At 50.6% G+C, this 15,281-nt stretch carries 14 protein-coding genes and 1 pseudogene; 7 read left to right on the top strand and 8 right to left on the bottom strand.

Annotated elements, in window-relative coordinates:
• Window positions 1-33 precede the first annotated feature (33 nt).
• From sufU to K0T92_RS24135, 5 genes are all read right to left on the bottom strand, one after another.
• A complete protein-coding gene (gene sufU / locus K0T92_RS24115; RefSeq protein WP_219875181.1) occupies window positions 34-465 on the bottom strand; it encodes a Fe-S cluster assembly sulfur transfer protein SufU in 432 nt (143 codons plus the stop codon).
• Entirely contained in the window at window positions 452-1,678 is a 1,227-nt protein-coding gene (locus K0T92_RS24120) for a cysteine desulfurase (RefSeq protein WP_219875182.1), read from the bottom strand. Before K0T92_RS24120 ends, sufU begins: the two co-directional genes overlap by 14 nt.
• Window positions 1,675-2,982, bottom strand: coding sequence for a Fe-S cluster assembly protein SufD (gene sufD, locus K0T92_RS24125; protein ID WP_219875183.1), 1,308 nt, complete (start codon window positions 2,980-2,982; stop codon window positions 1,675-1,677). The genes K0T92_RS24120 and sufD overlap by 4 nt, the downstream gene beginning before the upstream one ends.
• Window positions 2,983-3,002: 20 nt before the next feature.
• Window positions 3,003-3,782, bottom strand: a complete 780-nt coding sequence (sufC, locus tag K0T92_RS24130; protein WP_219875184.1) for a Fe-S cluster assembly ATPase SufC — start codon at window positions 3,780-3,782, stop codon at window positions 3,003-3,005.
• Between the two features lie 155 nt (window positions 3,783-3,937).
• Window positions 3,938-4,522 carry a DUF1802 family protein gene (locus K0T92_RS24135; protein WP_219875185.1) on the bottom strand — a complete coding sequence of 195 codons (585 nt, stop codon included), beginning with the start codon at window positions 4,520-4,522 and terminating at the stop codon, window positions 3,938-3,940.
• 216 nt (window positions 4,523-4,738) lie between these two features.
• Here K0T92_RS24135 and mtnK point away from each other — a divergent pair, with 216 nt between their 5' ends.
• Window positions 4,739-5,959: an S-methyl-5-thioribose kinase gene (gene mtnK / locus K0T92_RS24140; RefSeq protein ID WP_219875186.1), complete on the top strand. Its 1,221-nt coding sequence runs from the start codon at window positions 4,739-4,741 to the stop codon at window positions 5,957-5,959.
• 18 nt (window positions 5,960-5,977) lie between these two features.
• Window positions 5,978-7,036: an S-methyl-5-thioribose-1-phosphate isomerase gene (gene mtnA, locus K0T92_RS24145; protein ID WP_219875187.1), complete on the top strand. Its 1,059-nt coding sequence runs from the start codon at window positions 5,978-5,980 to the stop codon at window positions 7,034-7,036.
• Window positions 7,037-7,152: 116 nt separating this feature from the next.
• Here mtnA and K0T92_RS24150 read toward each other — a convergent pair whose 3' ends face one another.
• On the bottom strand, window positions 7,153-7,461 hold the full coding sequence (locus tag K0T92_RS24150) for a YunC family protein (RefSeq protein WP_219875188.1): 309 nt from the start codon (window positions 7,459-7,461) through the stop codon (window positions 7,153-7,155).
• 252 nt (window positions 7,462-7,713) lie between these two features.
• Between K0T92_RS24150 and K0T92_RS24155 the strand changes: the two genes are divergently transcribed.
• Complete coding sequence (locus K0T92_RS24155; protein ID WP_219875189.1) at window positions 7,714-8,244, top strand: hypothetical protein; 531 nt, start codon at window positions 7,714-7,716, stop codon at window positions 8,242-8,244.
• A 135-nt stretch (window positions 8,245-8,379) separates the two neighbouring features.
• On the opposite strand, the gene K0T92_RS24160 is transcribed toward K0T92_RS24155, so the two are convergent.
• Window positions 8,380-10,179, bottom strand: coding sequence for a putative bifunctional diguanylate cyclase/phosphodiesterase (locus K0T92_RS24160; protein WP_343223788.1), 1,800 nt, complete (start codon window positions 10,177-10,179; stop codon window positions 8,380-8,382).
• Window positions 10,180-10,480: 301 nt separating this feature from the next.
• Here K0T92_RS24160 and K0T92_RS24165 point away from each other — a divergent pair, with 301 nt between their 5' ends.
• Window positions 10,481-12,490: a methyl-accepting chemotaxis protein gene (locus K0T92_RS24165; protein WP_219875190.1), complete on the top strand. Its 2,010-nt coding sequence runs from the start codon at window positions 10,481-10,483 to the stop codon at window positions 12,488-12,490.
• On the opposite strand, the gene K0T92_RS24170 is transcribed toward K0T92_RS24165, so the two are convergent.
• On the bottom strand, window positions 12,487-12,867 hold the full coding sequence (locus tag K0T92_RS24170; RefSeq protein WP_219875191.1) for a DUF423 domain-containing protein: 381 nt from the start codon (window positions 12,865-12,867) through the stop codon (window positions 12,487-12,489). The two genes, K0T92_RS24165 and K0T92_RS24170, sit on opposite strands and share 4 nt — an antisense overlap.
• Before the next feature lie 81 nt (window positions 12,868-12,948).
• Between K0T92_RS24170 and K0T92_RS24175 the strand changes: the two genes are divergently transcribed.
• The 3 genes and pseudogenes from K0T92_RS24175 to K0T92_RS25735 all read left to right on the top strand — a co-directional run.
• A complete protein-coding gene (locus tag K0T92_RS24175; protein WP_219875192.1) occupies window positions 12,949-13,395 on the top strand; it encodes a hypothetical protein in 447 nt (148 codons plus the stop codon).
• A gap of 221 nt (window positions 13,396-13,616) precedes the next feature.
• Window positions 13,617-14,780: a sporulation protein YhbH gene (gene yhbH, locus K0T92_RS24180; protein WP_219875193.1), complete on the top strand. Its 1,164-nt coding sequence runs from the start codon at window positions 13,617-13,619 to the stop codon at window positions 14,778-14,780.
• A gap of 375 nt (window positions 14,781-15,155) precedes the next feature.
• Window positions 15,156-15,281: pseudogene (locus tag K0T92_RS25735) on the top strand (IS256 family transposase); the annotation flags it as partial.

Genomic DNA, 15,281 nt, shown 5'->3' on the forward strand with positions numbered 1-15,281 from the left:
GCCTGGACGCGCTTCATTCCTCTATCAGAAAAATTACTTGTTGTTATTGTCGTGCTGGATGCCTTTGCGCAGCGCATTCCAGGCCAGTGTAGCACATTTGATCCGTGCCGGAAACTTGCTCACGCCGGACAAAGCCTCAATATCCTCCAGCTCCTCGAACTCCAGAGCTTCTCCCTTAATAAACTCAGAGAATTTATCTGCCAGTGCGAGCGCCTCATCGAAGGACTTGCCCTTGACCGCTTCCGTCATCATGGAAGCCGATGACAAGCTGATAGAACAGCCTTCACCCGTGAACTTCGCTTGCTTCACGATCCCGTCTTCCAGCTGCATTTGCAGTTGAATCCGGTCGCCGCAGGTCGGGTTGTTCAGGTTGACCGTTACCGCCTCGTCCTCAAGCGTTCCGCGATTGCGGGGATTTTTATAATGATCCATTATGACTCTACGGTACAAATCATCCAATTGCATAACCGAAGAACTCCCTTGTCTCTTGGAGGGCGTCAACAAGCCGATCAACGTCCTCTTCGGTATTGTAGAGATAGAAGCTGGCACGTGCTGTTGAGCTTACATTCAGCCAGCGCATCAGCGGCTGGCAGCAGTGATGGCCGGCGCGAACCGCGATTCCCTTCGTATCGAGGACAGTCGCTACATCATGCGGGTGAACCTCACCCAGATTGAACGTAACGAGACCTGAGCGATTCTGCTGCGGACCATAGATCGTAATACCATCCAATGTGCTCAATCTGTCGTAAGCATACGCCGTCAGCTTATGCTCATGCTGCTCAATGGCATCCATGCCGATCTCCGTCAGAAAATCTATCGCCGCTCCCAAGCCGACAGCGCCTGCGATAATAGGCGTTCCGCCTTCGAACTTCCATGGCAGCTCCTTCCACGTCGCATCTTGAAGGTCGACATGGTCAATCATTTCACCGCCAAATTCGATCGGCTCCATGCCATCCAGCAATGCCTTCTTACCGTATAATACCCCGATACCGGTTGGAGCACACATTTTATGGCCGGAGAAAGCATAGAAATCACAATCCAGATTCCGTACATCCACAGCCATATGCGGCGCGCTCTGAGCACCATCCACAACCATAACAGCACCATGGCGGTGAGCGATGGCCGCAATCTCCTTGATGGGATTAATGACGCCCAATACGTTGGAGACATGCGTAACCGATACTATCTTCGTACGATCCGTCACCGTCTTCTCGACATCTTCGATGGTAATTGTGCCATCTGGCTGCAACGGAATGTATTTGAGCGTAGCTCCGGTTGCTTTGGCCGCTTGCTGCCACGGAATCAAATTCGCATGATGCTCCATCGGCGTAATCACGATCTCGTCGCCTTCGCCGCATACGGCTCTTGCATAGCCGCTCGCAACAAGGTTAAGCGAGGTTGTTGCACCGCGTGTGAAAATAATCTCTTGCGTACTAGCCGCATTAATGAACTTGGCTACCTTCTCCCGAGCGCCCTCATAAGCGTCAGTGGCGCGGGATCCCAGCGTATGCACACCACGGTGCACATTGGCATTATCCCACTCATAGTAACGTTTCACCGCATCAATGACGGAACGCGGCTTCTGGGAAGATGCCGCGCTGTCCAAATAAATGAGCGGATGCCCATTAATATCTTGATGCAGTATCGGGAATTGCTCCCTGATTAACTGCATGTTCATCCTTCCAGCTTCCTTTCAAGCAGTCGCTGAAGTTGTTTCTGCACCGCCTCAATCGGAATTTCCGATACGACTGGTGCCAAGAATCCGTGAATAATCAATCGCTCCGCGTCCTGCTTAGAGATACCCCGGGACATCAGGTAGTAGACCTGCTCCGGGTTTACTTGTCCAACGCTCGCCGCATGTCCTGCTTTAACATCGTCTTCATCTATAAGTAGAATCGGGTTGGCGTCTCCGCGCGACTTGGGACTGAGCATGAGCACTTTCTCCATCTGCACGCCGTTCGCTTTGGTTGCGCCTTTCTCGATTTTGGTGATGCCATTAATAATCGCCGATGCTTGATCCTTCATAACCGCACGAGTGACCATGTTGCTCTCCGAGCTGCGTCCCCAATGCACGGCGCCCGTCGTCAAGCTCATCTGCTGTGCGTTCGTGCCAATGCTGATTGCCTTGGCATCGGAATTCGATCCATTGCCTTTAAGGTAAGACTGCGTGTCAGACAGCACATGACCGTCATGCAGGTCACCGACAATCCACTCCATCCGTCCATCATTGTCAATGATAGCGCGGCGAATAGAAAGGTCGATGATGTTGTCCGCCATGTGATGTACAGTCGCATACCTTACAGACGCGCCTGGCTTCACAATAACTTCGATAATCGACTGCTTCGCAAGCGTCTGTCCCCCATCCGCATATGCGGATACTACATTGTCCACATAGGTAACACGGCTGTTATTCTCCGCCACTACCAGCACACGAGGCGCAAAGGCAGCTGCTGCATCATCGCTGTAGAACAATGCTTGAAGCGGCAATTCCACTTCCACGTTCTTCGGAACATAGAGGAATACCCCGCCATTCCATATTGCGGAATGGATAGCAGTCAGCTTGTTCTCATCCTGCGCTACAGCCTGGAACAAATACTTCTGTACCAATTCGCCATGCTCACGGGCTGCTGTCTCCAGATCGGTGAAGATTACACCCTTCGCCTGAAGCTCTGGCGACAACTGCTTGAACACTGCAGTGGAGTTGCGTTGTACAACGAATCCTGCCGGCGCATCAGCGGACAATTCGCGCAGCGCCTCCGGCAGCTCTTCTATAGAAGCGAGGGGTTGTTCAGCCTTATGGCTTCCCAGCGCCGTCAAATTCCAGCGGTCAATCCGTACTTTCTCCGGTTTAGGCCATTCCAGCGTTTCCGCCAGATCAGCTCCCTTAGCTCGCAGTGCGGCCAACCAGTCCGGCTCGCCCTTGGCAAGGGATAGAGCCTCGGTCATCTGGCGGTTCACTGGAGTCGATAATTGTGTCGTCATAGTCGATACTCCTCCTCCGCTCAAGCCTGGCCGACCGTCTCGTCTACGATGCCAAGTTCTTCTTTAACCCAATCATAACCTTCGCTCTCCAGACGCTCAGCCAGCTCAGGGCCGCCGGATTTAACGATGCGTCCTTGCATCATGACATGAACGAAATCCGGTTTAATGTAATCAAGCAAACGCTGATAGTGCGTAATGATCAGGAAGCCGCGTTCTTCGGAACGCATGCTGTTCACGCCGTTAGCAACGATTTTGAGCGCATCGATATCAAGACCGGAGTCGATCTCATCGAGTACAACAATTTTAGGGTCGATCATCATCATTTGAAGAATTTCATTCCGCTTCTTCTCACCGCCGGAGAATCCCTCATTCAAGTAACGATGGGCAAATTCCGGGTTCATCTCCAACTCCTTCATCTTGCTCTCCATTTGGCGGATGAACTTGATGAGCGAGATTTCGTTGCCTTCCTCACGGCGTGCGTTGATCGCACTGCGCAGGAAGTCAGAGTTCGTAACACCTGTAATTTCACTTGGATACTGCATCGCGAGGAACAGTCCGGCGCGTGCGCGCTCATCGACTGCCATCTCCAGCACATCCTCGCCATCCAGGATGACTTCTCCATCTGTTACTTCATATTTAGGATGCCCCATTAGCGCTGATGCGAGCGTACTTTTGCCCGTACCGTTAGGACCCATGATCGCATGGATTTCCCCGCCTTTAATCTCGAGGTTGATGCCTTTCAGAATTTCTTTGCCTTCTATCGACGCCTTCAGGCCATCGATCTTGAATTGTGTTGCCATGTTGAATATATCCCTCCAATAGTGAGATGCCTGAATGGCGTACTCTCATTTATATTTATTACAAAATGATTCTCATTGATTCTCAATAATCATTTTATTATAAGTCCAGTTATAAATCAATAAACTCAATACCCTAATAACGGCAACCTGAGCAGCTACAGGCCAAGTTTCTCTTTAATTTGCATGATTTGCTCATTAAATGCAGCCTCTTCTATGACTGGCTTCGATGGCGCCTGCTGAAGGTCAGCCTCCAGACTTACCCATGATTTGCAGCCGCTGTAGGCTTCACGCATCGGGATATCCGCCGGCTCCTCCAGCCGATACACACGCAGCAGCAGCAGATGAAGCGGCTTCGTGCGCTTCCACTTCAGCCTTTCCTCGGCAAAGGCATCTGTCCAGATATGATAATCGCGGATGCTGTCCAATGTTTCTTGATCGCGGATCTCAATATCCTCAACGACCTCTGCATACGCGCTGATCCGCACCGTATCCGCACCCTCATGCCACTGGGCCAGCGTATCAGCTATGCCACCCCGGTAGGCTTCCTTCAGAAGCTCCGGCTTCTGATGCTCATATGCAGGGAGCAGATAGAACCTCGGACTTACCAGCTGGAAATCGCGTGTCTCCTCGGCTATCCCTCCTTTGCGCAGCACCATGATCTGCTTTCCTTCGGACAGTGCTTTCACTGCCACCGCCCATTCCTTGAGTGCCACAGGCAGCTCTCTTGTTGACTCTTCCACAGGCTTAGCCTCCCTTACCTTCTATTATAAAGACCCTTCATGCTGCGTATTTGGCTGCAGCGGAAGATCGTCCAAATGGTGGCCGTTTCAATATCTGCTACTATTATAACAAATGAAGGTATTCCAACGCGAAAAAATATTCGCTATACTTATTTGAGGTTCGATTATGCGATTAAAGGACCCATCCTATCATGAAACTTGGAGGTGGACAAAACCATGTCTGCTTATCATCCCTTAAACGAAACAGAAGCGATAGCAATCGCCCTGACCCTTACAGATGTTTTTCCTGCCGGAGCAGCGCTTGCGAGCCGTGAGATCGGCGATGGCAATCTAAATCTTGTATTTCATATCTCTGACCCGGCAAGCGGGCGCAGCATCATTATGAAGCAAGCGCTGCCCTATGCGAAGGTTGTCGGGGAATCCTGGCCGCTCACGCTTGACCGCGCGCGCATTGAGAGCGAAGCGCTAATCCAGGAGGGCAAGCTTGCCCCTGGGCTTGTCCCGAAAGTCTACAGCTATGATGCGGATCTTGCGCTTACGATTATGGAAGACCTGAGCGATCATGTCATCATGCGCCGCGGTCTGATCGAGGGCGGCAAGTACCCGTTGTTCGCCGAGCATATCTCGACCTTTCTTGCGCAAACGCTGTTCTTCACATCTGACCTTGGCATGAATCAGCAGGACAAAAAAAATCGTGTCCGCGATTTCATTAACCCGGAGCTGTGCAAAATAACGGAGGATCTTATCTTCGATCACCCTTATACCGATGCGGATACGAACAACTTCGACGAGGCGATTCGCGACGAAGCGGAGGCATTGTGGAACGACGGCCCGCTTCAGCTTGAAGTAGCACTGCTGCGGGAGAAATTTTTGACCCAGGCGCAAGCACTGCTGCATGGCGATTTGCATACAGGCAGCATCTTTATCACCCCGGACTCCACCAAAGTCATCGACCCCGAGTTCGCGTATTTCGGACCGATCGGCTTTGATATCGGCGCGATAATCGCCAACCTGTTAACCAGCTTTGCCAGTCGCGGCCATTGGGATACCAATGAGGCAGCAAGAGATGACTTCCGGAGCTATTTGCTGGTCATGATTCGGGATCTATGGACGAAATTCGATATCAAATTCCGCGCGCTCTGGGAGCAGCATGGCGTTGACAGGCTGGCTGCCGCAGCTCCTGGCTACAAGGACGATTATATGCTGCGCCTGCTGCGGGACACAATCGGTTATGCAGGAAGCAAGATTGTCCGCCGCATCGTAGGTCTCGCCCATGTAGCAGAGATCGGCAGCATCCCGGATGCCGCGGCGCGTGAACAAGCACAGCGTCTGGCTCTGGCAATTGGCAAGTCGCTTATTAAGCTGAACCGGAGCGCAACATCCATCGATGAATTAATTCACACCGCACAGACTGCTGCCGGATCGGTAAAGGTGTAAAGAGAGGAACAACTACTCATGTCAAATGAACATAAAGGATTGCAGTCTGTCATTTGGGCAAGCGAGCAGCTTGACCTGCTTGATCAGCGCCTGTTGCCGGAGCAAGTCGTTTATTTGCCCCTTGTATCCGTAGAGGATGTCTGGGAGGCCATTCGCCATCTGAAGGTTAGAGGAGCGCCGGCTATTGGCATTGCTGCTGCTTACGGCGTCGTGCTAGGCAGCCGTCATGTGGAGGGTGATGCTGCGCAATGGCTGGATGCCGTCAATGAAGCCGCCGCACGGCTCGCAACCTCCCGTCCTACAGCGGTGAATCTCTTTTGGGCGCTTGACCGGATGAAGGCGCGGGCGGCACAATTCGCAGCTGACAATCTGTCGCTTGCAGGCTGCAAGCAAGCATTGCTCGATGAAGCGATCGCAATCCAGAGCGAGGATGAAGAAACCTGCCGATTGATCGGCGAGCATGCACTGGACTTGTTCCAGGATGGCATGGGCGTACTTACCCATTGCAACGCAGGCGGGCTGGCTACAGCCAAATACGGAACGGCGCTCGCGCCGTTCTATCTGGCTCAAGAACGCGGCATAGCTCTGCGCGTCTTCGCAGACGAGACGAGGCCGGTGCTTCAGGGCGCACGGCTTACCGCCTTCGAGCTTCAGCAAGCGGGTGTCGATGTGACGCTTATCTGTGACAACATGGCCGGCGCTGTTATGAATAAAGGCTGGGTTAATGCGGTAATCGTCGGAACCGACCGCGTAGCAGCTAACGGAGATGTGGCCAACAAGATCGGCACATACAGTGTTGCCGTCCTGGCCAAGGCGCATAATATACCGTTCTACGTTGCTTGTCCGATGTCAACCATTGATTTGAATACACCGGACGGGGCTCAGATTCCGATTGAAGAACGCGATGCAGAGGAAATCACGGAAGGCTTCGGCAAACGGACAGCACCCGCTGGCGTCAAAGTTTACAACCCGGCATTCGATATTACGCCTCATGAATATGTAACAGCAATCATCACCGAGAAAGGTGTCATTTACCCGCCTTTCAACGTGAATTTGAAGAAGCTGTTCGATCTGTAAGGAGCGTTATTCCATTAGGCATTTCCTATCCAACCAGGATGGCAAAGAATACTAGGGCAGCCGATTGCTTTAGCAGTGACATGCTGAGCAATCGGCTGCCCTTATTACTTTCATCTCTATACCATCAGGCGGATCGCATCCGCACCTCTCATCCCCGCTGTAATTCCGAGTGCTTCTGCTCCAACTGTTACGGATTCCAGCGGAGCTTCCATCAGCTCTTCCAAAGTTCGTACGCCTACTGCCCGGGCCGCAATGATCCCTCTGTCGCTCAGCTTCTCATTCAACAAGCCAACATCCAGAGCACCGCACATGATATAGCCCTTATCCGTTGCAATCGCAAGCAATGTCGTCTTAGGCAGCTTCACCTCTACGCCCAGCACAGTAGCAGCGCCTCCACTTAGAACAATGGGAACCATTCGCATCATATCGGTCCACCTCCAATAATCTGCAGCTAAGGATGGGAATTGCATGGAATCAACCAAGGTCGATAGCACCATTGCATCCCTTGTAAAACTGACGATTAAACCTTATTCACTATATGCCGCACGGCTGCAACGGTTACTCGCCGATAGCTGGCGATGTGAACGAAATTCGACAGAATTTAGATCAAAAGTACTACATAAAACATTTCTTTAATGTTATGATAAAGATATATTCAAAGTTGTTACGGAGGCAATATGAGAACAGATAAAGGCAACAATGAACAAAAGGCGTTCCTATTCAATGTCGACCTTCTTGTTCAAGGAGAAACAAATGCGATTGCAATGGAGAACCTGCTTCATGCACTGAATCAATGCCAGCTGGAAGACTTCCGCATTCTATCGGGCGTTCAACTTGGCCAGATCATTGCAGCATTAGAGGAAGCGCAAGTCAATTCGAAGCAGCCAGCCGCAAAGCCGAGCGCAGCAAAAGGTAAAGAGGAAGCTCCTCCCGCCCCAGCGTCCAAGCCTTCCGTCACTGCCGATAAGCAGCAGAATGCCGCTCCAATCATTGACGGGCCGCTCATTACGGATAGCATCAAAATTTGCATCGCAGAGAACCGGTTAATCCGGCTTACGGTCAACAAGGGCTTCGGGGTCAAGCTCAACATTCCTTGCCGGATTGTTAACTTTGAAGACAAGACAGGAATGTTAACCGTCTATCATGTTGATGAGAAGCAGGTTTATTCATTTACACTGAATGAGATTGATGATCTATTGCTCAACTAGTAACGATTGACCATCCCCTTCCGTCACCATAAAAGGAGAACCTTCAAAACCGCTGTAACGGTGGTTTTGAAGGTTCTCCTTTTGCTTGCTGGAATCATCTTCACCAGAGCTTTGCTGATGAGGACAGTCCCCTTATTATTGCTGCCTTGCCTGCAGCAGCTCTGCGATCTTGCCTCCCGATACCGGGGGACTCCAGAGATAGCCTTGCATTTCATCGCACATATGCTTCTGCAGAAATTGCATCTGCACCTCATTCTCCACGCCCTCGGCGATAACCTGCAGATTAAGATTGTGAGCCATTGCAATAATGGCAGCTACAATTGCCGCATCGCCGGGATCCTGCTGGATGTCTCTAACAAAGGAACGGTCGATCTTCAAACGTCCAATCGGCAAGTTTTTCAAATAATGAAATGAGCTGTAGCCTGTGCCGAAATCATCAATGCTGATGTTGACACCAAGCTTCGTCAGATCCAGCAGGCAGCGTGAGGCATGCTTCACATCCATCGTCATTGTCTCAGTAATCTCCAAGTCCAGGAACTCGGCCTTGAGACCAGTGCGCGCAAGAATATTCGCTACCTTGTCAGTCAAATTCTGTTGCAAAAACTGCCTGATGGATAAGTTGACCGACACAGGTATGTGGCGAAGTCCGTCTTCCTGCCACGCCTTATTCTGACGGCAGGCCTCCTCCAGCACCCAATCTCCGATCTGCATGATCATGCCGCTCTCTTCTGCTTGCGGGATGAAGAACCCGGGCGGTACCAGACCGCGTTCCGGATGCTGCCACCTGACGAGCGCTTCGACACCGACGATTTTGCCCGTTCCCAAATGATACTGCGGCTGATAGTGCAGAACAAATTCGCCTCTTTGAATCGCGCCCTTCAATTCATGCTGCAGCGTCAACCGCTCCAGCGAACTGTTGTCCCAGGCCTCCGAATAAAGCAAGCAATCGTTCTTGCCGCTATCCTTTACTTTGCCAAGCGCCATATCCGCCTTCTTAATCAAGACGCTGGCATCATCTTCCATAACAATATTAGTAGCTACACCTATGCTGACCGTCATATGCAGCGGCACTCCTTGCAGCTCGAAGGGATCTTCCAGAATGCTCATTATATTCTTCGTCTTGGCCAACACTTCTTTCTCAGAGCCCGCATTGCGGTACAGCATCGCGAACTCATCACCCTCCATGCGTGCGACCACATCATTCTCCGCCAAGCCGCGTGTGAGCCGTTCTGCCACTTGGAGCAGGAGCATATCTCCGAAATCTCGTCCGAACGAGGCATTAATCAGCTTGAAGCGATCCACATCCATATAGAGAACCGCGATAAGGCCCCCGCTTCTCTGCGAATTGACCAGGCTTTCATCCAGATGCATCATGAACGATCTCCGATTAGGAAGTCCGGTCATATCATCGTAATAGGCCATGTAGCGAATCCGCTCAAGATTGCGCTTGCGGTCGCTCATGTCATTGCTGATCAGCAATGCTCCAATCCTTTCCTTATTCTTGTACAACGGAGACGACACGACCCCGATATCAAATGAATAACCCGTTCGATGCCGAACCAGCAGAGTAGAATCCTGCAACTCGCCTTGAACGATACCTTCGAACTTCTGAAGAATCTGCTGCTGCGAATCAGGCTCAATCAATGTGAGAAAAGATTCTCCGATCAGGCTTTGACGATCGTAGCCCAGCATTTGGCTTGCGGATTCATTAATATCGATAATCTCGCCGGTACGATTCAATACGGTCATAGCGATTGGATTGTGTTGAATGAGAGCCTCCACAATCGGGGTATGTATATTCTGCGACAGCATTCGTTTATTACGCACAAGAGATGGAACAATGAAACCGAGAATCAGGGCCAATGCAACCAATATCGTAATAGCAGCACTCCACCAATAGGCGGAGGAGGAAAGCCACAAGTGAGAGATCCCCACCCAAAAGACTGCCGAAAACCCAAGAGAAAGAGCCGCTATTCTTAAATTGCGAACGCTTACATTCTTTTTTAGCTCTTGCTGTTTCGGAGATACCGCCGCATCAATAGCCACGCGTCATCGTCCTTCCCCTCTCGAGTATCTAATGTGCTTCTATTATAAACGATACTGGCCAAATCTGGATATAGGTTTTTGCTTTATTGCTCCACAAGCAATATTCTCATTGAAAACATTGTCGCTACCTGTCAAAATAAAGGGTAAACTAGGTATTTCATACTATGAATATGAGGTGGATCATCCAAATATGCGATTCAATCCCTTATCCTCCGTGCGGACTCAGCTGATTTTAATCATTATTGTTGTACTTCTCGCGCCTATATGCGGCATCGGGGTCTATTATTTCACCACTATAAGCGATCGGATGACTACGCTCGACGACAAGGCCACTCAAGATGCTTCGACCGCCGCACACGGCATGCTGTCCATATTCGCCTCGCATGTTATGGACGTTACGGTGACGAATTCCCGGTGGGAAGATTTTCGCACTGCCATCGAGAACCATGATACCGACTGGATTGAAGGGAACGTTAGCATAGCAGTAGATGTCGTGCCTAATATTGATTTCGTAGTAACGGCAGACAATAATGGGCAGGTGCTCACCCATAGCAGCGGTTTCCAGGAATTTGAATCTTCGATTAAGGATACCGGCATTATAGAATATATAAGCGGCAAGGGTGATTTTACAGGTCTGATGCCTACATCCAAGGGGGTTGCTTTCATTGCAGCCTCTAAAGTGACGGATGAAGACAATACGAAGCCTTCGACAGGCATTCTTATTTTCGGAAGGCTTCTTGATCCAGAGGCGATGTCGGCTATTTCTGATACTGTCGGCGTCGGTGTCGGGTTCTACTCAGAGCTCGGAACCGGCAAAGGATGGATTGAGCCTGCAGGTAATCTTCCTAAAGAAGATCAAATTGCCTCCTCACTCTATGCACAAGCGTTAAAAGACAGCGCAGGCTCCTCGCATGAGAATATTATCGAACAGAATGGACAATCTTTCAGTGTCCTCATGACGCCTGTTCTGGGATGGTCTGGCAAAGTTGTCGGCCTTCTCTCGATCGCCCGCGAGCTGAATGTTAGTTCACAGGTCTCGGCAGAGCTGAGCAGACTTAGCCTGCTCGCAGGTGTGGCCGCTCTTATGCTGATCCTCTTGATCGCTATTATTATTGAGCGCCGGATTATTGCACCGCTGAAGCGGATAAGCATCTATATGAAGCATGTTGCAGGCGGGCTGCTTTCGACCGAAGCGCCTGCCAAGGAGCTGCGCCGGAAGGATGAGATCGGTTATATTACCGGGACTCTGCATACAACAGTCTCTTCGCTTCATGATATTGTCCGGGGAATCGAAGCTACATCCGGCCAAACAGCGGCAGCAACCAGTGTGCTTGCGGGCGAGACGGAGACAACCAAGGCAGGCCTCGAGCAGATCGTCCAGTCTATGAGGTCACTATCGGATGGCGCGGAGGCACAGATGCAAGGCACTGCAAGCGGAGCTCGGGCCATGTCCGGCATTGCAGCAGGCATCTACCAGATTCATGATCGAACCTATATGGTGTCACAACAAACCGATGCCGCCAGCCAGCATGCTGAAGAAGGACAAGCCAGCATTCAACGGGCCGTAGAGCAGATCGGCAACGCGAGCCATTCTGTGCAGCAGGTAGTCCGGCAGATGGATCAGTTGAACCAGCATTCCGAAGAGACGATGGAAATTGTAGAGTGGATCGGCAAAATCGCTACTCAGACGAATATATTGGCGCTTAATGCCAATATTGAGGCTTCCCGCGCAGGTGAGCACGGGAAGGGATTTGCAGTTGTAGCGGAGGAAGTCCGCAAGCTGGCGCAGCAATCGAATGAAGCGGCCGGACGGGTCTATGAGCGGGTCTCTTCGATTCGCGAGCACATCTCTATGGCGGTGCAGCGCATACATGACGGAAGCCTTGAAGTAAGCGAGGGCTCACGTCTGGCACAGTCTGCCGAGCTTGCTTTTGCCAGAATTACGGATTCGGTAACCTCGATGAACAACCAGCTGCAGGAGATGTCAGCAGCAACGGAAGAGATATCTGCCGGAAGCCAGGAAGTGAGCGCCATGGTAGAGCAGACAGAGACGGTATCCAGACATGCGGCTGGTCAAATAAAAGAGGTGACTGGCATAGCGGATTCGCAGTTCGCATCCGTAAGCCGTATCACCTCTGAAATGAGCAAGCTGAATGAGCAAATTCGCGAGCTCGCTGAAGCAGCAGGCCGCTACCGTTAGCGGCCTCCAGATTTCCACAATGAATAAGCGGCAAGCGCCCAAGCTGCGATAAAGGCCACTCCGCCAAGCGGAGTGATCGCCCCAAGCACCTTGATCCCGCTCAAGCTGAGCACATACAGGCTGCCTGAGAATAGAAAAATTCCCGCATGCATAAGCCGTCCTGCCCACAGCATCTTGGATTGCGCTCCCAGGCGATCCGCAAGAAACGCAAGAAGCAATAATCCGATCGCATGATACATGTGGTATCGGACGCCGGTTTCGAATATAGCCAGCATATCATCACTGAGCCGCTCCTTAAGCGCATGCGCCCCGAATGCGCCAAGCGCCACGGCAAGAAGCGCGTGAATCGCGCCAAAAGCACCAAATTTCGATAACATTATCCATCTTCATCCTTTCCAATCGTTGACAAATAGGTTACAATATTTCGTAGCATATCCATTCGCAAAGGAGAATCATCCATGTCAGAACATGATTACAACAGAGAATCTTACCCTCCAGCTCCAAACTTCAACCCGGTACCAGAGATGGATATCGTCAAGAAACAATCCAAGCTTGGCATTGCCTCGTTCATTCTCGGGCTGGTCAGCATCATTGGATTTATCGTATGTATCGTCTTGCTCTCCATCGTATCTGTGGATTATGCGGCAGAACTGTCGAACAACGGTACTTTTGATCCGGAGACTGCCGAATCGATGGTCTCGAATCCTTCGTTCATCCTTCCCATACTATTGATGTTCGTGTTCATCGGCACAAGCTTCGTCGGGCTCATTCTCGGAATTGTCGGGGCATGTATGAAAAATACCCGCAAAGCTTTCTCCATCATCGGGATCGTGCTGAACGCACTGCTTTCACTCGGCTTCATCCTGCTGTTCTTCCTGGGTCTTCTTGCTCAGTTTGCCGCTTAACAAAGGGCAGAACATAGATAAGCCATCTCTCGTAAAATTCAATCTGCCCTGGCTCCTGATGAGCCTTGGCAGATTTTTTATTTCGCCTCTATCATTTTACGGAAAAAGAGCGTCGAAGTCCAACTCTTGCTAGAATCGGGCGTTATTATTCTCACATAACAGGCAGAGTCTTGAATACAATGAATAACAACGAGACTATAGCGACAAGGAGGTACTCCGGTATGGAAGCATCGGATGGTTCACTGTATACAGTATCACGCGAGGACTGGTCGCTTCACCGCAAAGGCTATCAAGATCAGGAACGGCATCAGCAAAAGGTCCGGGAGGCGATCAAGAAGAATCTGCCTGATCTTGTCTCCGAAGAGAACATTGTGATGTCCGATGGGAAGCAGGTAATCAAGGTGCCGATTCGGAGCCTTGACGAATTCCGTTTCGTATATAATTTCAACAAAAACAAGCATGTCGGGCAAGGTGATGGCGACAGCCAGGTAGGCGATGTGCTGGGTGTAGACCCGGGATCAGCGAAGAAGGGCGGCAAAGGGGAAGGCGCCGGAGAGCAGCCTGGCGATGACATCGTAGAAGCTGAGATCAGCCTGGCGGAGCTGGAGACGATGCTGTTCGAGGAATTGGAGCTTCCCTTCTTGAAGCAGAAAGACATGGATCAGCTGGAAACCTCGGAAATCCGATTCAATGATATTCGCAAAAAAGGGATTATGTCCAACATCGACAAGAAACGGACGATCCTTGAGAACCTTAGACGCAATGCGACAAGCGGCAATCCCGGCATTCATGGCATATCACCGAATGATCTGCGCTACAAGACCTGGGAAGAAATTATCAAGCCTCAATCCAACGCAGTCATTATGGCCATGATGGATACGTCAGGAAGTATGGGAAGCTTCGAGAAATACGTCGCGCGCAGCTTCTTCTTCTGGATGACCCGCTTCTTGAGGCATCAATATGAGAAGGTCGATATCGTGTTTATCGCCCACCATACGGAGGCTAAAGAAGTAACGGAGGAGGAATTTTTCACACGCGGCGAAAGCGGCGGCACGATCTGCTCCTCTGCTTATGTCAAGGCCATCGATATTATTGACAGCCGCTATCCGCCCAATATGTATAACATTTATCCCTTTCACTTCTCAGACGGCGACAATCTAACCTCCGACAATGAACGGTGCGTCAAGCTGATCGGAGAGCTGCTCAAGCGCTCCAATCTGTTCGGCTACGGGGAAGTGAATCAGTACAACCGCTCCAGCACCCTAATGTCCGCATACAAGAACATTAACCTTCCTCACTTTATGTATTATGTCATCCGCGAGAAAGGCGAGGTATACAACGCACTCAAGTCTTTCTTCAGCAAGCGGGCAACCGTACCCGGCTAACAGGCGAAAAAAGCGACTGTCCGAAAAGTCCAATATATAATGAGCCAGTCCCAAATGATGTGAAAAGATGCCTCCAAACTACTAAAAAGTGGAACGGGAAGCATCTTTTTTAATGTACAACTTTCTGGACACCCTCTTCTCCAAGTGTTTTGAAGGCAGCGTCGTGACGGAGTAAGAAGCCTGCGAATGTGCATGAATTTCCGTTATAAGATGCCATAATGGTACAATGCCTGCGATCAGGCATGAATTTGAGCAAAAATCGGCCGTTTAAGGATGACGTACAATAGTTTGTGTACCAAGATTTGGCCCCTTAACAGGGAACAAAAAAGTAGAGTATCCTCGGGGTTACCACGCACCAAGAAGGGACTCTACTCCATGACTATAATAGCAGAAAACCAGCTCACAAACCTATTTGAAAATCTTGTCACTCAGTTTGTAAAAGAAAACCTGGAATCCATTATGAAGGCGGAGATCAAACACTTCATGGAGGATGAAACGAAC

It is taken from the genome of Paenibacillus oenotherae (genome assembly GCF_019443105.1).
Taxonomy (GTDB): Bacteria; Bacillota; Bacilli; order Paenibacillales; family Paenibacillaceae; genus Paenibacillus_Z; species Paenibacillus_Z oenotherae.